The organism is Mycobacterium sp. URHB0021 (assembly GCF_054057895.1).
Genome location: NZ_JBSRZT010000002.1, coordinates 2,035,987 through 2,055,872, shown reverse-complemented (window position 1 = coordinate 2,055,872; position 19,886 = coordinate 2,035,987). Strand labels below are relative to the sequence as shown.

Sequence of the window (19,886 nt, the reverse complement as noted above, 5' to 3'; positions counted from 1 at the left end):
AAGTGACACCAATAATCGCCGTATGACGGACGCGCCCGGTGCCGGAAGGATTCTCCTGACGCGGCAATCGCCGAGCTATTGGCGGGTGACGTTCGCCATGCCGCCGCTGAACATCTTCGGCCCGGACGCTCTCCCCCAGCTCGAGGAGGTCGTCGCCGCGCTCGAGACCGACGAGCAGGTGCGCGTCGTCGTGTTCGACAGCGCCGTCGACGGGTTCTTCATCACGCACTACGACTTCACCGCGAAGCTGGAGGACACGACGCGGATTCCGCCGGGGCCCACCGGCCTGCAGAAGCTGCCGGACCTGCTGGCCCGGGTGAGTCGCGCTCCGGTCGTCTCGATCGCGTCCATCCGCGGCCGCGCGACGGGCGTCGGCAGCGAGCTCGCGCTCGCCAGCGACATGCGGTTCGCCAGCCGGGAGAAGGCGATCCTGTCGCAGTGGGAGGTGGGCGCGGGGCTGGTGCCCGGCGGCGGGCCGATGGCGCGGCTGCCGCGGTTGATCGGGCGGGGCCGTGCGCTCGAGGTACTGCTCGGCGCCGACGACATCGACGGCGATCTCGCGGAGCGCTACGGCTATGTCAACCGGTCGTTGCCCGACGCTGAACTGGACACGTTCGTGGACGCGCTCGCCACCAGGATCTCGTCGTTCGACAAACAGGCCATCGCCGAAACGAAGCGCCTCGTCGACCTGAACAGCCTGCCTCCCGACGCCGAGATCGCACCCGAATGGGACGCGTTCCTCGCCGCCCTCGACCGGCCCGCCGCGCAAGCACGCATTCAGACCCTCTTCGAGCGGGGCTTCCACCAGCCGGGGGACATCGAGACCCGGCTCGGCTACCACGTCGGCCGGCTCGGGGACGCTGTCGACGGCAAATAGGGTCGCGGGCGGCATCACTCGACGGCCACGGCCGTCTGGCTCATCACTTAGCTCATCACAATGGGGGTGGCCGCGATGCCGTTGAACCGCGACGACGTGACACTCGTATAGGCACCCATCATCGGGCTGGCCACGATGTCGCCGACCGCCAGTGGCGGCATGGGATAGTCGCGCACGATCACATCGGCACTGTCGCAGGTGGGACCGGCGAGGGTGACCGGCTCGTACGCCGCCTCCTCGTTGGATCCGTCGAGTTCGCGCAGCGCCAGGATCGGCGGGTGCACATCCTCGGTCATGACATTGGAATAACTTCCGTAGAGCCCGTCGTCGAGGTAGTGCCACACCTGACCGTCGCGCACCGCGCTGCCGACGACACTGGTGAGCAGCGTCATGCAGTCCGCAACCAGGAACCGGCCGGGCTCGGCGAGCAGTGTGAACTCGTGGCCGGCGTCACCGAGGACGTCGTCGATGATGTCGCCGATCTCCCCGATACCGGGCAGCCACTCGCGGTAGCTGACCGGAAATCCACCGCCGATGTCGATCACGCGGCTGGATATCCCGAGCGTCTCTTCGATGTGGCCGACGAGATCCAGAGTGCCTTGCAACGCTTCGCGGTACGGCTGGGCCGAAGCGCTCTGGCTGCCGACGTGGAAGCTGAACCCGGCGAATCTGGCTCCGGCGGCGATCGTGTGTTTGACGAGCATCTCGGCCTCGGCCGGCTCGACGCCGAACTTGGACGAAAGATCGGACTTCGCGGCGGGGTTGCGGAAGGCCAGCCGCACGAGCAGCTCGACATCATCCGTGCATCCCACGAATTTCTCTGTCTCACAAAAGTTCTCGACTACAAACGTGCGGATGCCGGCCGAGTAGGCGTGCTCGATGTCGGCGGCCTTCTTGATCGGGTTGGTATAGATGGCGCGGTCCATCGGCATGCCGAGCTGCTGCAGAAGGTCGACCTCGACGCGGCTCGCCACATCGAACCCACCCCCGCAGATGCCGATGGTCGACAGCACCAGGGGATGGGGCTGTGCCTTGACGGCGTAGTGGAGCCGGAATCCCGGTAGCGCCGCGGTCAACTCCCGGTATCGCCGGGCCACCCGGTGCGGCTGCAGCACCAGCAGCGGTGTGCCGTGACGCTCGACAAGCGAGGCCAATCGGGCTGCATCAGAACACAATTCGTCACGCAGCCGCGACCGTCGCGACGGATCCATCGTCGACCTCCCCCGCATGTGGTTGACGCCGCACCAGAAGTTCCTTGAATCGCTCGTAGCTGAGGATCGCCAGAACGTAGAACGCGACGTCGGAGACCAACTTCCCGAAGATCCAGCCGGCGACCACACCCCCGAAGATCTGCGGCCCGACGTAGAACGCCACCGGCCTGACCACCAGACTGTCGATCAATTCCGCCGGCCCGAATTCGATCGCCACGCTGCGTACCGCGAGCACATTGGCCATCAGCACTCGCGACAGACGTCGACGCGCGGCGTGCTGGCGGTAGCTCCAGCGCACGGCGGTGAGGTAGGCGGCGGTGTAGTAACCCGCCGATGCGCCGACGGTCGCGGTGATGGCGGCGGCGGCCAGCGAGCCCGTCATCAGATAGGCCACTGCGGCCCCACCCAATTCCCCCACTGTTCCGGCGATCTCGCACGGCAGATAGCGGCGCACCCATTCCATGAATTTGGTCCGCGTTGTGCGCCCGGGAGTTCTCACCCAACGGACTGTCCACGGATAAGGCCTCCGGATCACGAGTGGTGCACTACTCGCTTCCGGCCGAGGCGTACTCGGTCGGTTATTACCCCGCCCTTGCCCGTCAGACTGGAACACGTTCTAATTCGTGCCATGGACTATGGACTCGTGCTGTTCACCAGCGACCGTGGGATCACCCCCGCCGCCGCGGCCATACTGGCCGACGATCATGGCTTTACCACCTTCTACGTGCCCGAACACACCCATATTCCGGTCAAGCGGGAGGCCGCGCACCCGACCACGGGCGACGAGACGCTGCCCGATGACCGCTACATGCGCACGCTGGATCCGTGGGTCAGCCTGGGCGCCGCCGCCGCGGTCACTTCGCGCGTCCGGTTGTCGACGGCGGTGGCGCTGCCCGTCGAACACGATCCGATCACGCTGGCGAAATCGATCGCCACGCTCGACCACCTCTCCCGGGGTCGCGTCAGCCTCGGGGTCGGATTCGGCTGGAACACCGATGAACTCGCCGATCACAACGTGCCGCCCGGCCGGCGGCGCACGATGCTGCGCGAGTACCTCGAGGCCATGCGCGCGCTGTGGACCGAGGAGGAAGCCGCCTACGCCGGTGAATTCGTCAACTTCGGGCCGAGCTGGGCGTGGCCGAAGCCGATCCAGGCCCAAATTCCCGTGCTGGTGGGCGCGGCGGGCACCGAGAAGAACTTCAAGTGGATCGCGCGCTCCGCCGACGGCTGGATCACCACGCCGCGCGATGTCGACATCGACGAACCGGTCAAGCTGCTGCAGGACACCTGGGCCGCCGCGGGCCGCGAGGGCGCACCGCAGATCGTCGCCCTGGACTTCAAGCCCGACCCCGACAAGCTGGCGCGCTGGGCCGAGCTCGGGGTGACCGAGGTGTTGTTCGGGCTGCCCGACCGCGACGTGGCCGAGATTCCAGGATACGTCGAACGGCTGGCCGGCAAGCTCGCCGCCGTCGTCTAGGGCGCACCGCGCCGCGATTTGGTCCCCGGGGGCAGGCGGGCATCGGACTTAGGCTGGTACAGCAAACTCGTAGGAAGCCCGGTTCGGCCCGCGAGCGTGCGTGGACTCGTGAAATCTCACGGCGTGTCGGCCGCAGACACGCACGCTCGCGGGGGGTGGGGTACAGGGTTTGGAGGGTTGGAGGGTTAGAGGTTCTCGAGGATCTCGCGGGCCAGCGCCGCGGTGGCCGACGGCGTCTTGCCGACCTTGACACCCGCGGCCTCGAGGGCCTCCTGCTTGGCGGCGGCGGTGCCCGACGAACCCGACACAATCGCCCCCGCGTGGCCCATCGTCTTGCCCTCCGGCGCGGTGAAGCCCGCGACGTAGCCCACAACCGGCTTGGAGACGTTGGCCTTGATGTAGTCGGCGGCCCGCTCCTCGGCGTCGCCGCCGATCTCACCGATCATCACGATCAGCTTGGTCTCGGGATCCTTCTCGAACGCCTCGATGGCGTCGATGTGGGTGGTGCCGATGACCGGGTCGCCGCCGATGCCGATGGCGGTGGAGAAGCCGAGATCGCGCAGCTCGTACATCATCTGGTAGGTCAGCGTGCCCGACTTCGACACCAGACCGATCGGTCCCTTGCCGGTGATGTTGTTCGGCGTGATGCCGACCAGCGACTCACCCGGCGTGATGATGCCCGGGCAGTTCGGCCCGATGATGCGGGTCTTCGGCGCCCCGTCGCCGTCGCTTTGGGAAATGTTGTAGGCCCACGCATATGCGCTGTCCTGCACCGGAATTCCCTCGGTGATGACGACCAGCAGCGGGATTTCGGCGTCGATGGCCTCGATGATCGCGTCCTTGGAGAAAGCCGGCGGCACGAAGGCGATCGACACGTCGGCGCCGGTCTCCTTGATGGCCTCGGCGACGCTGCCGAACACCGGCAGTTCGACGTCGTTACCACTCTTGTCTTTGTGCGCGACAGTGGTTCCGGCCTTGCGCGCGTTCACGCCGCCGACGATCTGGGTGCCGGCCTTGAGCATCAGCCCGGTGTGCTTGGTGCCCTCGCCGCCGGTGATGCCCTGGACGATGACCTTGGAATCTGCGTTAAGGAAAATAGACATTAGCCATGGGTCCTTTACTTGTTGGCCAGCTCGGCGGCCTTGTCGGCGCCGGCGTCCATGGTCTCGGCCTGGATCACCAGGGGATGGTTGGCCTCGGCGAGAATCCGGCGGCCCTCCTCGACGTTGTTGCCGTCCAAGCGAACCACCAGCGGCTTGTTCGCCTCGTCGCCGAGGATCTTCAGCGCGTTGACGATGCCGTTGGCGACGGCGTCACACGCGGTGATGCCGCCGAACACGTTGACGAACACGCACTTGACCTGCTCGTCGTTCAGGATGACGTCGAGCCCGTTGGCCATCACCTCGGCCGAGGCGCCGCCGCCGATGTCCAGGAAGTTGGCGGGCTTCACCCCGTTGTGCTTCTCACCGGCGTAGGCGACGACGTCGAGCGTGGACATGACGAGCCCGGCGCCGTTTCCGATGATGCCGACCTGGCCGTCGAGCTTGACGTAATTGAGGTCGTTCTCCTTGGCCTTCAGCTCGAGCGGATCGGTCGAGTCCTTGTCCTCGAACTCGGCGTGCCCGGACTGGCGGAAGTCGGCGTTGGCGTCGAGCGTCACCTTGCCGTCGAGCGCCAGGATCTGGTTGTCCGGTGTGCGCACCAACGGGTTGACCTCCACCAGGGTGGCGTCCTCGTTGACGAACACCTCCCACAACTTCTGGATGGTGACGGCCGCGGCGTCGAGCACCTCCGCAGGCAGGTGGCCCTGCTCGGCGATCGAGCGCGCGAAAGCCACATCGACACCCTTGACGGCGTTGACGGGCACCCTGGCGAGACGCTCGGGCTTGGTCGCGGCCACCTCCTCGATTTCCATGCCGCCCTCGACGGAGCACATCGCGAGATACGTGCGGTTCGCGCGGTCGAGCAGGAAGGAGATGTAGTACTCCTCGGCGATGTCACTCGCCTCGGCGACGAGGAGCTTCTTGACGACGTGGCCCTTGATGTCGAGGCCGAGGATGTTCTGCGCATGGGTGAAGGCGTCATCGGGGCTGGCCGCGTACTTCACGCCGCCGGCCTTACCGCGCCCGCCGACCTTCACCTGCGCCTTGACCATGACGGGCTTGCCGATCTCCTCGGCGATGGCCTTGGCGTCTTCGGCGGTGTCCGTCACGCGACCGGGCGTGGTCGGCACATTGTGCTTGGCGAACAGCTCTTTCGCCTGGTACTCGAAGAGATCCATGAACTCACTGTCTGTCTGCGTCGACTGTCGAAGGTTTACGCCCGAGGGGCTTTGGGGAACTTTATCGACACCGCATGAAGCCCGAGGCACCGCCCACCGCTCATGTGCTTGATCTCACCACCGGTGACTGCGTGATACATGTCACAAACCCCGGTGGAACAGTTGCTCGAGTTGCCACGAACATTGGAGTTTGGTTAACGTCCTCTGGTCTAGATAACGTTCTGGTCACGACTAGAAGGACATTCCAGGTTGGCTTCGCACCGTTCAGTCCGCTCTCACCAGGGAGTTTCGACGAACGCTCGCTCCACCCGGGCCGTTACCGGCGCCCCAGAACAAGCCGCCGAGATCACGGACATCATCCCGTTCAACGAGTTCGGTGGACTCGCCGACGTCGATTTCCGCGACAACAGCGCGTTCGATCGCGAGTCGCAGGTGATTCACGCGCCCGAACTCGACGACATGCACGACACCGACGATCTGGTCCCGCTGCGGTTGGCCGTGCCGTCGGAGTTCCGCCCGGACGCGCGCGCGGAGCGCCGCTCCCGGTACGCCTATCGGGACAGCAGGACCGACGTCTCCGACGGCGTCGCCGCCACCGACATCATCGACATCAGCGGCCGCCGTGGCCTGCACCGTAAGCAGGACGTCCCGATCAAGGGCCGCCTGATGGTCGCCGCGATGGCTGTCGGCGCGACCGCCGCGGGCGCGTATTCGGTGGCCAACGCCTCCGCGAAGGCACCGACGGATGCGGTGCTGGCCGCCGACCAGACGGCGATCAACGCCACCGGGGTGGTCACCGGTTCAGTCGACGGCATGCAGATCGTCTCGGTGACGCCCGCGGCCGATTCGTCGATGCACGCCGAGGAGGTCGTCAAGGCCGCCGCGTTCGCGCAGGAGCGCGCCGAGCGCGAGGCGCGCCTGAACCGCCCGCTGTACGTGATGCCGACCAAGGGCGTGTGGACATCGGGCTTCGGATACCGCTGGGGCGTGCTGCACGCCGGCATCGACATCGCCAACTCGATCGGCACGCCGATCTACGCCGTCGCGGACGGCGTCGTCATCGACGTCGGCCCGACCGCGGGCTACGGCGCCTGGGTCAAGCTGCGCCACGCGGACGGCACCGTCACGCTGTACGGCCACGTCAACACGTGGGTCGTCAGCGTCGGTCAGCGGGTGATGGCTGGCGATCAGATCGCGACGATCGGGAACCGGGGCAACTCGACCGGTCCGCATTGTCACTTCGAAGTTCTACTGAACGGCACCAACCGGGTCGACCCGGTGCCATGGCTGGCGCAGCGGGGACTCAGTCCCGGCAACTACGTTGGCTAAGTGTGAGCGACGGCCAGCCCGAACACCAACCCTCCCCTGATCGACCGCGCATCCGGCGGCAGCCCGACGGCGGCACGCCGTCCACGCCCTTCACGGCGCAGAGCGAGCCACAGACCAGCATCATCCGCCGTCACCCGACAGGCGAGATTCCGACCTCGGGTGTGGATGCGCAGACCAGCTACATCCGCGGCGCTTCCGGTGCCGACATGCACACGAGCTACATCCCACGGGCCAGACCGGCCGTCGTCGCGCATCCGCGTCCGACCCCGAAGGCGGCGATCGCCACTGCTGTGATGAGCATTCTCACGGGCTGGGCCACCGCGGTCATCGCCACCTCGCTGATCTCCGGCTGGTGGCGCTCGGACCGCCTGTTCTGCGTCGCCGTCGCGTTCCTCACCGCGGTGTCCGCGGCAGCCCTGATCGGCGGCCTGATCGCGCTGCTGCTGCGCCAGCGGATGGCCCGGCTGCTGATCGTCGTGGGTGCGGTCGTCGCGCTGCTGATCTTCTCGAGCCTCTTCGTCGCCGGCGCCACCCTGCCGCCGGTGGTCTTCGCCATCCCGGTGCTACCGGTCGCGAGCGCCGTGCTGGCGGTGCTGCCCGCCACGAAGCGCTGGGCGCAACGCTAGAGCTTGGCCACCGGGGCGTGGTTGTGCATCAGCTTGACCCTTCCGGAGCTGCCGAAGTCGATAAGCGACATGGCCGATTCGCCGACGCCGGACACTTCCTCGACGCGGCCGAGGCCGTACTTGTCGTGCGTGACGCGGTCGCCGGGCTCGAGCACTAGCAGCGGCCGCTTCCCCGCCGCCGGCCGGGTGGGTGACGGGCGGGGCGTGCCGAATCGGCCGGCACCGCTCACCGGCGCGGATAACGTCGGCGTCGCGTCGGTGCGGCGCCAGTCGATCAGCTCCTGGGGGATCTCCCGCAGAAACCGCGACTCCGGATTGAGCATCGGCTGGCCCCATGACGAGCGGACCTTGGCCCGGCTGACGTACAGGCGCTGACGGGCCCGGGTGATGCCGACGTAGGCAAGCCTGCGCTCCTCGCACAGCTCGGTGGGATCACCCAGCGCCCGCATGTGGGGGAACATGCCGTCTTCCCATCCGGTGACGAAAACGACTGGGAATTCGAGGCCTTTGGCGGTGTGCAGCGTCATCATCGTCACCACACCGGCACCGTGCTCGGGCAACTCGTCGGCGTCGGCGACCAGCGACACCCGCTCCAGGAATTTGGCGAGGACGCCCGTGTCGGGGATGTCTTCGTCCTCCGGCTCGCCGAGGGCCTCCGCGTTGGCCAGGTCTGTGCTGAATTCGTGTGCAACGCTGACCAATTCGTTCAGGTTGTCGAGCCGCGCCAGATCCTGTGGGTCGCTGGAGGATTCGAGCTCGGCGCGGTATCTGGTGCGGTCGAGCACGGCCTCGACGACAGCGCCGAGCTCGTCATCCAGCTTCGCGCGTAGTTCGTCGAGCATCTCCACGAATCCGGCGATGGCCTTCTCGGAGCGGGTGTTGAGCATCGGGACCCTGCCCTCGGCCGCCGCCTGCAGCGCGTCGTTGAAAGAGGCGCCGGTGTTCTCGGCGTACACCGCCACGCAGGCTTCGGCGCGGTCGCCGATGCCGCGCCGCGGCGTGTTGAGGATGCGTCGCATGCTCACTGAGTCGCCGGGATTGTCCAGCACCCGCAGGTAGGCCACGATGTCGCGGATCTCCCGGCGCTCGTAGAAGCGAACGCCGCCAACGACTTTGTACGGAATGCCGGCGCGGATGAAGACTTCTTCCAATGCCCGCGACGAGTTGTTGGTCCGGTAGAAGACCGCGACGTCGTTGTAGGAGATTTCCCCTCGGTCGGCCAGCGAGTCGATCTCGCCGGCGACGAACCGGGCCTCGTCGTGCTCGTTTTCGGCGACGTAGCCGACGATCAGTTCGCCGTCCCCCTCGGCGGTCCACAGCCGCTTCTCCCGCCGGCCCGCATTGCGGGCGATCACCGAGTTCGCCGCGTTCAGGATGTTCTGCGTCGACCGGTAATTCTGTTCCAAAAGAATCGTTGTGGCGTCGGGATAGTCGCGTTCGAAGTCCTCGATGTTGCGGATCGTGGCGCCGCGGAACGCGTAGATGGACTGGTCGGCATCGCCGACGACGCAGAGTTCCGCGGGTGCCACCCCGGCTTGGTCGTCCTGCAACGCTGTGGCGCCACCCCCGACAAGCTCCCGCACCAACACGTACTGCGCATGGTTGGTGTCCTGGTACTCGTCGACCAGGATGTGCCGGAAACGCCTGCGGTAGTACTGTGCAATCTGCGGAAAGGCTTGCAGCACAGCCACTGTCTCGCCGATCAGATCGTCGAAGTCGAGTGCGTTGGCCGACCGCAGCCGGCGCTGGTACTCCGCGTAGACCTCGGCGATGACGCGCGCCAGGTCCTCTTCGGCCTCGGACGCCTCCGCCGCCGCCTGCTCCGGGCCGATCAGCTCGTTCTTGAGGTTGGAGATGCCATTGGCCAGCAGCCGCGGCGAGTGGCGCTTGGTGTCCAGGCCGAGGTCCTTGCCGATCATCAAGAGCAGACGCCGGGAGTCGTCGGCGTCGTAGATCGAGAAGTTGGAGTTCAGCCCGGGCAGCAGCGAGGCCTGGTTGCGCAGAATCCGCACGCAGGTCGAGTGGAACGTCGACACCCACATCGACCGTGCCCGCGGGCCCACCAACTGCACCACCCGTTCGCGCATCTCGGCGGCGGCCTTGTTGGTAAAGGTGATGGCGAGCACCTGACCGACGCCGACGTCGCGGGCGGCGAGCAGGTAGGCGATCCGCCGGGTGAGTACCGCGGTCTTGCCCGACCCGGCCCCGGCGACGATCAGCAGCGGCGAGCCCTCATGCAGCACCGCGAGGCGCTGCTGGGGATTCAGACCGTCCAGAAGGGCGTCGGCCTGCTCGTTGGGGCTGGAATTCAGATCGGTCACGTGCAAAGTCATGTCTGCCCCAACTTACCGCTGCCAAACGACACCTTTGCGCTGGCACGGCCCCGGATGGCAGACTCATTGGGTGCTCAGCAAGCAGTGTCGATTTTTTTACGGGTACCCGCCAGCGGTGCCCGTGGTCTAGCTGCTTCCCAGAGCCCCGCGGTCCGCTTCCGGATCCGGGGCTCGTCTGTTGTGTGAGGCCCGAAACCGGATGAGACCAGATCCCCCACACGACGAGAGCGAAGAGGATCCCATGACGATGGAAGCCGAAACCGAACCCGTGTCCGACATCGACGACCTGCGCCAGGAGATCGACCGGCTCGATGCCGCGATCCTGGAAGCCGTCCAGCGCCGCACCGAGGTCTCGAAGATCATCGGCAAGGCCAGGATGGCCTCGGGCGGCACCCGCCTGGTGCACAGCCGCGAAATGAAGGTCATCGAGCGCTACCGCGTGCTCGGGCCCGAGGGCAAGGACCTGGCGATGCTGCTTCTTCGCCTGGGCCGCGGTCGCCTCGGCCACTGATCCCACGATTGTCGCCGAGTTCGGGCCGGCTAGGGCTTCGGCGGTCGTAGCGCGTCGACCAGCCACGGCATCAGCCACTTCACCGCCTCCGGCGTGGGGTGCACGCCGTCGCTGCGCATCTTGATGCCGTCCACCTTGGTGGTGTAGCGGCCGTTCGGGCCCATCTTCTTGTTGAGGTCCAGCACCGTCACGTTCGGGCGCTGGCCCACGACACGGCGCAGCAGGGTGTTCCAGTTGTCTGCGCGCGTCGGCTGATCCTCCGGATACAGGCTGCCGTCCGGCTTCTCCGCCCGCCGGTTGTACGGCTCGGTCGTCACGACGATGCGGGCCCCCGTGGAGCCGAGGATGTCCAGGGCGCGGGTGAGCTCGCCTCGCAGGTACGCGTCGTAGGGGGGATCGCCGATGTGTGTCCACCGCCCCTCGTTCATCCGGTCGACCACTTCCCAGCGGCCGATGATCAGCAGCACCACGTCAGGCCGGTCGTGGCTGATCCGCTGCGCCCACCGACTCGGCCAGGCGTCGCATTCGGGTTTCTGGGTCAGCCGGGCGCCGACGTACCGATAGGGGCCGCCGCGGGCGATGCCGCAGCCGATGGTGGTGTAGTTGGCGAAGCTCAACCCGGGTGTCGGCGGCAGGTACCGCATCAGCGTCCACGCGACCGAGTCACCGAACACCGCGACGCGCTCGGTTCCCGGGGCGAGCTGTCCCGCGGGCGCCTGGATCTCGACGGGTATCTCCGGCGACACCACCAGGGCGGCGGAGTCGACGGCCGGGTCAGGCGGCACGTCATCGGTTTTCGGCGTCACGGGCAGCACCTGCATGGTGACCACGGCGGCGGTGGCGGCCATCGCGCCGGCCAGCGGCAGCATGGGGACGAGGACGGGTTGCCACCGCCGGATCGGCTGTTCGAGCAGCCACCAGGACGCTGCGGCCACCGCAACCGTGGCACCGCACCGCAGCGCGAACAGCGGCCAGCCCGCCAGCCCGGTGCGTTCCCCGTTGAGCAGCAGGAAGATCGGCCAGTGCCAGAGGTACACGCCGTAGGAGACGGCGCCGAGCCACACCAGGGGTCCCCAGGCCAGCACGCGCGCGACGGCGCCGTTCTGGTCGAGTGCCACGGGCGCGATTACCAGTGCCGCGGCCACCGCCACCACGATCAGCAATCCGCGACGGAAGTCGCTGACACCGCCCGTCGCGAAGTGCGCCGCCACTCCGAGCGCCGACAGTCCGACGACCGGCAGGGCGCGCGCGGCCCACCGGCCCCACCGCGACCTGATCAACGTGCCGTAGATCGTCAGCGCGGGCCAGTCGCGCACCAGCAGCGCCGCCGCCGCGGCGCCGACCAGCAGCGCCTGCGCCCTGGTGTCGGTGCCGAAGTAGATGCGGTTCAGCGACGCGTCGGAGGTGAACACGATGGCCGCGGCCGCCGACGCCAGCGCACCCACACTGGCGATCACGAAGACCGTCCAGCGCACGGCGCGAATCGGCTCCTCGCGACCCAGGCGCCGCACCGCGGCGCCGACTCCGGCGGCGACGATGATCAGCAGCACGGGCCAGATCAGGTAGTACTGCTCCTCCACGCCGAGCGACCACGTGTGCTGCAGCGGCGACGGTGTGCTGCCCTGCGAGAAGTAGTCGGTGCGCTGGGCGACGAACGCCCAGTTGGCCAGCCAGAAGAACGAGGCGACGGCATCGGTGCGCAGCGCGGCGACCGCGTCGGACGGGAACAGTTCACGCACCGCGACGACGGCCAGCACCATGACGAGCAGCGCGGGCAGCAGCCGCCGGGCACGCCGGATCCAGAACGCGGTCAGGGTGATTCGCCCGGTGCGGTCCAGTTCGTCGAGGAGCAGCGAGGTGATCAGGAAGCCGCTCAGCACGAAGAAGACGTCGACGCCGAGGAAGCCTCCGGAGAGGCCGGGGATCCCACCGTGGTCGGCGAGCACGAGAGCGACGGCCAGCGCCCGGATGCCGTCGAGCGCGGGGATGGATCGAGCGTGGGTGACGGGTCGACGGCGCGCCGCGGCAGGGACGGTCGACGCAGTCACGTCCATGCCCTCCCTCATCGGGTCCGAGCATGGAATCTTAGGTGTCCGTCGTCCTCGAATTCGGTAGGCGCGCCTGCTACTTCGTCAGGGCGATGTACTTCGTGTCGAGGTACTCCTCGATGCCCTCGCTGCCGCCCTCTCGGCCGAAGCCGGACTCCTTGATCCCGCCGAACGGCGCGGCCGCATCGGAGATCACCCCGCGGTTGACGCCCACCATGCCGGACTCGATGCCTTCGGCCACGCGCAGGGCACGATCCAGCGACTTCGTGTACACGTAGGCGGCCAGGCCGTACTCGGTGTCGTTGGCGGCGGCGATGCCTTCTTCCTCGGTGTCGAATCCGGTGATCGGGGCGACCGGGCCGAACACCTCCTCCTTGAGGATTCGTGCGTCGGCGGGCACGTCGGCGAGCACAGTGGCCGGGTAGAAGTTGCCCGGGCCGCCGGGAGCGACGCCACCCACGGCGACTGTCGCGCCGCGCGATACCGCATCGGAGACCAGTTCGGTCACGGTGGCGACCTGCTTGGAGTTGATCAGCGGACCCAGCGTCGCCGACTCGTCGAGACCCTTGCCGAGGGTGAACTCGCTCATCCGCTTCACCAGCTTCTCGGTGAACTCCTCGCGCACCGAGTTCGCTACGTGGAAGCGGTTGGCCGCGGTGCACGCCTCGCCGCCGTTGCGCATCTTGGCCAGGATCGCCCCGTCCACGGCGGCGTCCACATCGGCGTCGTCGAACACGATGAACGGTGCGTTGCCGCCCAGTTCCATCGAGGTGCGCAGCAGCTTGTCGGCGGACTGCTTCACCAGCGACTTGCCGACGCCGGTGGAGCCCGTGAAGGTCAGCTTGCGCAGCCTGCCGTCGTTGATCAGCGTTTCCGACACCGGCCCGGGACTGGTGGTCGGCAGCACGGACAGCACGCCCTTGGGCAGGCCGGCCTCGTCCATCAGCTTGGCCAGCAGCAGCATCGTCAGCGGAGTCTCCTGCGCGGGTTTGACGATCATCGTGCAGCCCGCCGCGAACGCGGGGCCCATCTTGCGGGTGCCCATGGCCAGCGGGAAGTTCCACGGCGTGATGGCGTAGCAGGGACCGACCGCCTGCTTGGTCACGATGATGCGGCCGTTGCCCGCCGGGCTGGGTGTGTAGCGCCCGCCGATGCGAACCGCCTCTTCGGCGAACCAGCGGAAGAACTCGGCGCCGTAGGTGACTTCGCCCTTGCTCTCGGCGACGACCTTGCCCATCTCGAGAGTCATCAACGCGGCAATGTCGTCGGCCCGCTCGGTGATCTTCTCGAATACCGCGCGCAGGATTTCGCCGCGCTTGCGGGGCGCGGTGGCGGCCCACTCGCCCTGCACCGCGCACGCGGCGTCGAGGGCGGCCGTCGCGTCGTCGGCGGTGGCATCGGCGATCGCGATGAGCACCGAGTCGTCGGAGGGATCGAGCACGTTGAACGTGGAAGAGCCGGCGCGCTCCTCACCGCCGATCCACAGTCCGGTGGGAACCGAAGAGAGCAATGCGGAAGTATCCATACTCCATCTCTTACACCTTTGGTCATCTGGCCGCACTAGGGTCGAGAACATGACCGCCGACAGCCAGCAGATTTCCGACATCACCGCGACGCCCGCATGGCAAGCCCTGCAACGGCATCAGGAGCAGATCGGCGGCAAACACCTGCGGGAGTTCTTCGACGAGGATCCTGGTCGCGGCACCGAGCTCACCCTCACCGTCGGCGACCTCTACGTCGACTACAGCAAGCACCGCATCACCCGGGAAACGCTCGAGTTGCTCGTCGATCTGGCCCGCGCCGCCGGGCTCGAGGAGCGCCGGGAGGCCATGTTCTCCGGCGCTCACATCAACACCTCCGAGGACCGTGCTGTGCTGCACCTCGCATTGCGGCTGCCCCGCGACGCAGAGTTGGTGGTCGACGGACAGAACGTCGTGGCCGACGTCCACGAAGTGCTCGACCGGATGGGCGACTTCACCGACCGGCTGCGCAGCGGTGAGTGGACCGGCGCCACCGGTGAGCGCATCAAGAACGTCGTCAACATCGGTATCGGCGGATCGGATCTCGGCCCGGTCATGGTCACCGCGGCACTGCGTCACTACGCCGACGCGGGCATCTCGGCCCGTTTCGTGTCGAACGTCGATCCCGCCGACCTGGTGGCCAAACTCGACGGGCTCGACCCCGCCACAACGCTTTTCATCGTCGCGTCCAAGACGTTCTCGACGCTGGAGACGTTGACCAACGCCACCGCAGCGCGGCGCTGGCTGACCGACGTCCTTGGCGACGCCGCGGTGTCGAAGCACTTCGTCGCGGTGTCGACCAACAAGAAGCTGGTCGACGACTTCGGCATCGACACCGCCAACATGTTCGGCTTCTGGGACTGGGTCGGCGGCCGCTACTCGGTGGACTCCGCGATCGGGCTTTCGGTGATGGCCGTCATCGGCCGCGAACGCTTCGCCGAATTCCTCGCCGGATTCCACACCGTCGACGAGCATTTCCGCAGTGCGCCACTGGAAGCCAACGCGCCGGTGCTGCTCGGGCTGATCGGACTCTGGTACAACGAGTTCTTCGACGCGCAGGCGCGCGCGGTGCTGCCCTACTCGAACGACATGGCGCGGTTCGCCGCCTACCTGCAGCAGCTGACCATGGAGTCCAACGGCAAATCGGTGCGCGCCGACGGCACACCGGTCACTTGCGACACCGGCGAGATCTTCTGGGGTGAACCGGGAACCAACGGCCAGCACGCCTTCTACCAACTGCTGCACCAGGGCACCCGCCTGGTGCCCGCCGATTTCATTGGTTTCTCACAGCCCACCGACGATCTACCGACCGCGGACGGCACCGGCAGCATGCACGACCTGTTGATGAGCAACTTTTTTGCACAGACGCAGGTGCTGGCGTTTGGCAAAACGGCCCAGGAGATCGCCGCCGAGGGCACCCCGCCGGAAGTGGTACCGCACAAGGTGATGCCGGGCAACCGGCCCACCACATCGATCCTGGGCACCCAGCTGACTCCGTCGGCGGTCGGGCAGCTCATCGCGCTGTACGAGCATCAGGTTTTCACCGAGGGCGTCATCTGGGGTATCGATTCGTTCGACCAGTGGGGCGTCGAGCTCGGCAAAACTCAGGCCAAGGCGCTGCTTCCGATCATCACCAGCGATGCGCCGCCACCCGAGCAAACGGATTCGTCGACCGATGCCCTGGTGCGCCACTACCGCGCCGGACGCGGGCGGTCCGCCTAGCCAGATGCTGAGGCCGACGTAACGCCATAGCGGGGAAGAAGGCGGAAACCCGCCATGGCGTTACTGTCGGCGATCTTCAGGCGTCAGCCGACTGGAACGGTTTGACACGGGCCGTTGGGCACGCAGGCGATCGCGCCACCGGGCCCGGCCTGTGCCCACGGCCCGCCGGGAACACCGGCTGACACCTGGCCGTTCGAACCGGCCTGCGCGCCAGGTCCACCCGGAACCTCGGCACCTGCGCCCTGCGGGCCGGCCGACGGGGTGCACGGCGTGCCGTCAGGGTTGAAGCATGGCGGCGGCGGCGGGGGCGGTCCCGGCTCGGCACCGGCGATCGGCGCCGCGGCAATCGCAGCTGCCGCAGCGCCCGCAAACAATATGGGCGTGATCTTCGCAAGTTTCACCATCATGAACTTCGGCTACCACCATTGCCGGCCACCTAAACCCGTCGGATCGATCAAGTGAAACAGGCGGCGAGCTGATCTTTTTGCCGGGTCACACCCGAAGACCAGCCAAGCCCGGAAGAGGCCGAGTCATACGTTTGGTGGGCTAAGCACCGGGTAGCCGTGACCTTGTTCGCGGCGTAGAGCAGGCCGGTCCGGGTGAAGCACCAAGAAGGAGTCGACGATGTCGCGGGGATCACGGCTGTCTGGACTGCAGGCCGCGGCGACGCTGACGGATCTTGGATTCGCATCCATCGCGGCCGGAGTGCTGGCCCGGCGGCGGCCGGTCGCGCGGCTACTGGAGCGGATGCAGGCCGACGAGCGGGCCGTGAAGCGGATGCAGCAGCTGCGTCGTCAGTTCGGTAGCGGCCCCGTCGAACTGGTGCTGCCCGGTCGCCGGATGGTAGTGATCCTCGATCCGAAGGACGTCGCAACCGTGTTGGCTGGAGCCCCCACCCCCTTTCACCCCGCCAACCAGGAGAAGCGCAAGGCGCTGCAATGGTTCCAGCCGCACGGCGTGCTGGTGAGCAGAGGGGCGATCCGTCAACCGCGCCGCGCCTTCAACGAGGCGGTGCTGCAGACCGATGCGCCCGTTCACGAGTTGGGGCAGAAGTTCACCGAGATCATCGCCCAGGAAACCGACCAGTTGCTCGGCGAGGCACTCAAGCGTCGACAGCTCGACTCGGGACAATTCATGACCGCATGGTGGCGGCTGGTACGCCGACTGGTGCTCGGTGGTCAGGCCCGGGACGACGGGGGACTCACCGATGAGCTGTGGCGACTGCGATCGGCGGGCAACTGGTCGTTTCTGTCACTGCCGCACTATCGGATGCGCAACCGGTTCATCGAGCAGTTGTATCGATATGCCGAGAGTCCGGATCCGGACAGCCTGCTCGGCCTCGTGGCCAACACCCCCGCCGGCGGTGCCGTTGATCCGATCGGTCAAGTACCGCAATGGTTATTCGCTTTCGACGCCGCCGGTATGGCCACGATCCGCACGCTGGCTGTGCTCTCGACGCATCGTGAGAATCTTGCCCGTGCGCTCACCGAGGCAACCGACGCAGGCACCGTACAAGTTCGGGCCTACCTGCGGTCGTGCGTCCTGGAATCGGTGCGCTTGTGGCCCACGACGCCGACGATCCTGCGGGACACCACTGAAGAGACCGTGTGGCAGGACGGGCACCGGTTCAGCATCGCCGCGGGCGCGGGGCTGATGATCGTCACGCCCGCCTTCCACCGCGACCCGGAGCTGCTGCCCTTCGCCCACGAGTTCACCCCTGACATCTGGCTTGACGGACGCGCTGAGCGATATCCCCAGCTCGTTCCATTCAGTGCGGGACCGGCAGAATGCCCAGGGCGCAATGTGGTGCTACTGGTAACCAGCACTTTGTTGGCGAATCTGCTTGCCGGTGCGGACTTCTCGCTGACGTCGACGCCTCGTCCGTCGCCGGAGAAGCCACTTCCGATGACGTTCAATCAGCTGGATCTCGACTTCGCTGTCCAGCCGCTGCCCAGCCGCGTGCTGCAATGAGGGCCCGCTCCGCCCGATCTGGCGGCTTCTTCCTTGGTTGGGCCTTGAGATGTCGCACATAAGGCGCTGGGGAGCGGTTTACGTGCTCCTTTTGCTCTTCGCCGGATCCTGGATGGGCAGTTCTTCACGCAGCTTGCCGAGTACACCACCAACCAGCAAACGCACGGGCAACCGTTCGAATGGGGCGGCTACTTGAGTGAGTTCTTCGCCAGCACACTGGAGAACTGGCAGAATGAGTGGCTGCGGCTGGTATTCCAGGCCATCCTTCTGCTCGGCGCCAAGCATTGGATCTTCCGCGTGGATGCGGAGGACATGGAACGCATCGAGGCGAAACTCGACGATGTCCGGGATCGTTTGGGTATTCCGACTCCACCGCCGTCGTAGTGGCTCGATCCAAGCGAACAAACGCGGCGTATTGCCCTGCCGAAAGTCGTTTGACCGGCAGCCGGTCGGGTACGCCGCCCGCATAGACGGGAGTAGGAACAAATGACTCAACAAAACAGCGGCAACCTTGTCGATGACATCATCGCCGATCACCGCGAATTCCAGGGCATCTTCGACGAACTCGAAAGCGGTGGCGAGCCGCACGAACAACCCGACCTCGTCGAACACGTGATCGCCGGACTTGTCCGCCACTCCGTGGCCGAGGAGCAGTACCTCTACCCGGTGGCAAGGGAGGTGCTTCGCGACGGTGGCGACATGGTCGACCATGAACTCAAGGAGCACGCCGAAGCCGAAGAAGTCATGAAGCGGATAGAGCAGTGCGACCCAGCGGACACGCAGTACGACGACCTCGTACGCGAGCTGATCAGTGACATCCGCCATCACGTCGAGGACGAGGAGAACGATCTCCTCCCGAAGATGCGCGACGCATGTCGGCCGGACCAACTCAGCGAGCTGAGCGATAAGTTCCAGCGCAGCAAGAAGATGGCGCCCACGCGACCGCATCCGTCGGCGCCGGACCACCCGCCGGCCAACAAGATCCTCGCCCCCGGCGCCGGTTTGGTGGACCGACTTCGTGACGCGCTGACCGGACGCAACGCCTGAGCTCAGGCTATTTGAGCAGCCGCGACAGCCGCCTGTCGGCCAGCACCTTTCCGCCGGTCTGACAGGTCGGACAGTACTGAAAGGACTTGTCGGCGAACGACACCTCGCGCACGGTGTCACCGCAGACCGGGCACGGCATCCCCGTGCGCGCATGCACCCGCAGACCAGAGCGCTTCTCGCCCTTCAACGTTGCCGCCTGCTGGCCGACGGACCGGGCCACCGCGTCGGTGAGCACGGAGATCATCGCATCGTGCAGTGCGGCGAACTGGGCCTCGGTCAGCTTGCCCGCCGTGGCGAAGGGCGAGAGCTTGGCAACGTGCAGGATCTCGTCGCTGTACGCGTTGCCGATGCCCGCGATCACCTTCTGGTCGGTGATCACGGTCTTGATGCGCCCGCTGTTGCCGGCCAGCACTTCGGCAAGGCCCTCGGGCGACAACTCCAGCGCATCCGGGCCGAGCGCAGCGATGCCGGGAACCTTGGCCGGGTCGTCGACCAGCCAGACCGCCAGCCGCTTCTGGGTGCCGGCCTCGGTGAGGTCGAAGCCCGGAGCCGCCCCGGCGGCGACATTCGACCCCGGAGCCGCCCCGGCGGCGACATTCGACCCCGGAGCCGCCCCGGGCGTCCCGAGGTGCACCCGCAGTGCGATCGGCCCCTTGCCGGGTTTCAGCGGCGCAGCGGCGAGTTTGTCGGACCACCGCAGCCAGCCCGCCCGGGACAAATGGGTGATCAGGTGCAGGTCGCCCACCTCGAGCCCAAGGTACTTACCCCAGCGGTTGGCGCCCGTCACCGTCTGGCCGTGCAACGCCGTGATCGGCGGGTCGAACGTCTTGAGCACCGAGAACGCCGACACGTCGATGCGGCCGATCGACAGGCCGACGGCGTGGCGCCTCAGGTGGTCGGCGAGTGCTTCGATCTCGGGCAGTTCGGGCATGT

The 19,886-nt window shown here is 67.0% G+C and carries 18 protein-coding genes and 1 pseudogene; 9 read left to right on the top strand and 10 right to left on the bottom strand.

Features of this window, described 5'->3' with window-relative positions; genetic code table 11:
• The first annotated feature begins 22 nt into the window (after nt 1-22).
• The gene (locus ACVWWN_RS12430; RefSeq protein WP_457144164.1) at nt 23-877 is read left to right on the top strand and encodes an enoyl-CoA hydratase/isomerase family protein; all 855 of its coding nucleotides are present in this window, start codon (nt 23-25) and stop codon (nt 875-877) included.
• A 47-nt stretch (nt 878-924) separates the two neighbouring features.
• Here the strand turns inward: ACVWWN_RS12430 and ACVWWN_RS12425 are convergent, their stop codons facing one another.
• Nucleotides 925-2,088: a type III PLP-dependent enzyme gene (locus tag ACVWWN_RS12425; protein ID WP_457144163.1), complete on the bottom strand. Its 1,164-nt coding sequence runs from the start codon at nt 2,086-2,088 to the stop codon at nt 925-927.
• A complete protein-coding gene (locus tag ACVWWN_RS12420; protein WP_457144162.1) occupies nt 2,057-2,587 on the bottom strand; it encodes a hypothetical protein in 531 nt (176 codons plus the stop codon). Before ACVWWN_RS12420 ends, ACVWWN_RS12425 begins: the two co-directional genes overlap by 32 nt.
• Before the next feature lie 129 nt (nt 2,588-2,716).
• Here ACVWWN_RS12420 and ACVWWN_RS12415 point away from each other — a divergent pair, with 129 nt between their 5' ends.
• The gene (locus tag ACVWWN_RS12415) at nt 2,717-3,565 is read left to right on the top strand and encodes an LLM class F420-dependent oxidoreductase (RefSeq protein WP_457144161.1); all 849 of its coding nucleotides are present in this window, start codon (nt 2,717-2,719) and stop codon (nt 3,563-3,565) included.
• 185 nt (nt 3,566-3,750) lie between these two features.
• On the opposite strand, the gene sucD is transcribed toward ACVWWN_RS12415, so the two are convergent.
• Both sucD and sucC read right to left on the bottom strand, forming a co-directional pair.
• Nucleotides 3,751-4,668: a succinate--CoA ligase subunit alpha gene (gene sucD, locus ACVWWN_RS12410; protein WP_457144160.1), complete on the bottom strand. Its 918-nt coding sequence runs from the start codon at nt 4,666-4,668 to the stop codon at nt 3,751-3,753.
• A gap of 14 nt (nt 4,669-4,682) precedes the next feature.
• A complete protein-coding gene (gene sucC, locus ACVWWN_RS12405; protein ID WP_457144159.1) occupies nt 4,683-5,846 on the bottom strand; it encodes an ADP-forming succinate--CoA ligase subunit beta in 1,164 nt (387 codons plus the stop codon).
• A 249-nt stretch (nt 5,847-6,095) separates the two neighbouring features.
• On the opposite strand from sucC, the gene ACVWWN_RS12400 reads away from it, so the two are divergent.
• Complete coding sequence (locus ACVWWN_RS12400; RefSeq protein ID WP_457144158.1) at nt 6,096-7,175, top strand: M23 family metallopeptidase; 1,080 nt, start codon at nt 6,096-6,098, stop codon at nt 7,173-7,175.
• Nucleotides 7,176-7,177: 2 nt separating this feature from the next.
• On the top strand, nt 7,178-7,801 hold the full coding sequence (locus ACVWWN_RS12395; protein WP_457144157.1) for a hypothetical protein: 624 nt from the start codon (nt 7,178-7,180) through the stop codon (nt 7,799-7,801).
• On the opposite strand, the gene pcrA is transcribed toward ACVWWN_RS12395, so the two are convergent.
• The gene (gene pcrA / locus ACVWWN_RS12390) at nt 7,798-10,134 is read right to left on the bottom strand and encodes a DNA helicase PcrA (protein ID WP_457144156.1); all 2,337 of its coding nucleotides are present in this window, start codon (nt 10,132-10,134) and stop codon (nt 7,798-7,800) included. The genes ACVWWN_RS12395 and pcrA overlap by 4 nt on opposite strands.
• Before the next feature lie 199 nt (nt 10,135-10,333).
• Here pcrA and ACVWWN_RS12385 point away from each other — a divergent pair, with 199 nt between their 5' ends.
• Nucleotides 10,334-10,645 carry a chorismate mutase gene (locus ACVWWN_RS12385; RefSeq protein ID WP_457144155.1) on the top strand — a complete coding sequence of 104 codons (312 nt, stop codon included), beginning with the start codon at nt 10,334-10,336 and terminating at the stop codon, nt 10,643-10,645.
• Nucleotides 10,646-10,674: 29 nt separating this feature from the next.
• On the opposite strand, the gene ACVWWN_RS12380 is transcribed toward ACVWWN_RS12385, so the two are convergent.
• Both ACVWWN_RS12380 and ACVWWN_RS12375 read right to left on the bottom strand, forming a co-directional pair.
• Nucleotides 10,675-12,699, bottom strand: coding sequence for an acyltransferase family protein (locus tag ACVWWN_RS12380; protein ID WP_457144154.1), 2,025 nt, complete (start codon nt 12,697-12,699; stop codon nt 10,675-10,677).
• A 70-nt stretch (nt 12,700-12,769) separates the two neighbouring features.
• Complete coding sequence (locus ACVWWN_RS12375) at nt 12,770-14,218, bottom strand: NAD-dependent succinate-semialdehyde dehydrogenase (protein WP_457144153.1); 1,449 nt, start codon at nt 14,216-14,218, stop codon at nt 12,770-12,772.
• Between the two features lie 49 nt (nt 14,219-14,267).
• Between ACVWWN_RS12375 and pgi the strand changes: the two genes are divergently transcribed.
• A complete protein-coding gene (gene pgi / locus ACVWWN_RS12370; protein ID WP_457144152.1) occupies nt 14,268-15,935 on the top strand; it encodes a glucose-6-phosphate isomerase in 1,668 nt (555 codons plus the stop codon).
• An 83-nt stretch (nt 15,936-16,018) separates the two neighbouring features.
• Here the strand turns inward: pgi and ACVWWN_RS12365 are convergent, their stop codons facing one another.
• Nucleotides 16,019-16,342: a hypothetical protein gene (locus ACVWWN_RS12365; RefSeq protein WP_457144151.1), complete on the bottom strand. Its 324-nt coding sequence runs from the start codon at nt 16,340-16,342 to the stop codon at nt 16,019-16,021.
• Between the two features lie 217 nt (nt 16,343-16,559).
• Between ACVWWN_RS12365 and ACVWWN_RS12360 the strand changes: the two genes are divergently transcribed.
• The 3 genes from ACVWWN_RS12360 to ACVWWN_RS12350 all read left to right on the top strand — a co-directional run bounded on the left by ACVWWN_RS12360 (nt 16,560) and on the right by ACVWWN_RS12350 (nt 18,953).
• Nucleotides 16,560-17,906: a cytochrome P450 gene (locus ACVWWN_RS12360; protein WP_457144150.1), complete on the top strand. Its 1,347-nt coding sequence runs from the start codon at nt 16,560-16,562 to the stop codon at nt 17,904-17,906.
• Between the two features lie 192 nt (nt 17,907-18,098).
• Nucleotides 18,099-18,290, top strand: a complete 192-nt coding sequence (locus tag ACVWWN_RS12355) for a hypothetical protein (protein WP_457144149.1) — start codon at nt 18,099-18,101, stop codon at nt 18,288-18,290.
• Between the two features lie 102 nt (nt 18,291-18,392).
• Nucleotides 18,393-18,953: a hemerythrin domain-containing protein gene (locus ACVWWN_RS12350; protein ID WP_457144148.1), complete on the top strand. Its 561-nt coding sequence runs from the start codon at nt 18,393-18,395 to the stop codon at nt 18,951-18,953.
• 7 nt (nt 18,954-18,960) lie between these two features.
• Here the strand turns inward: ACVWWN_RS12350 and ACVWWN_RS12345 are convergent, their stop codons facing one another.
• Complete coding sequence (locus ACVWWN_RS12345) at nt 18,961-19,419, bottom strand: zinc finger domain-containing protein (RefSeq protein WP_457149104.1); 459 nt, start codon at nt 19,417-19,419, stop codon at nt 18,961-18,963.
• A 222-nt stretch (nt 19,420-19,641) separates the two neighbouring features.
• Nucleotides 19,642-19,884: pseudogene (locus ACVWWN_RS12340) on the bottom strand (DNA-formamidopyrimidine glycosylase family protein); the annotation flags it as partial.
• Nucleotides 19,885-19,886: the final 2 nt, after the last annotated feature.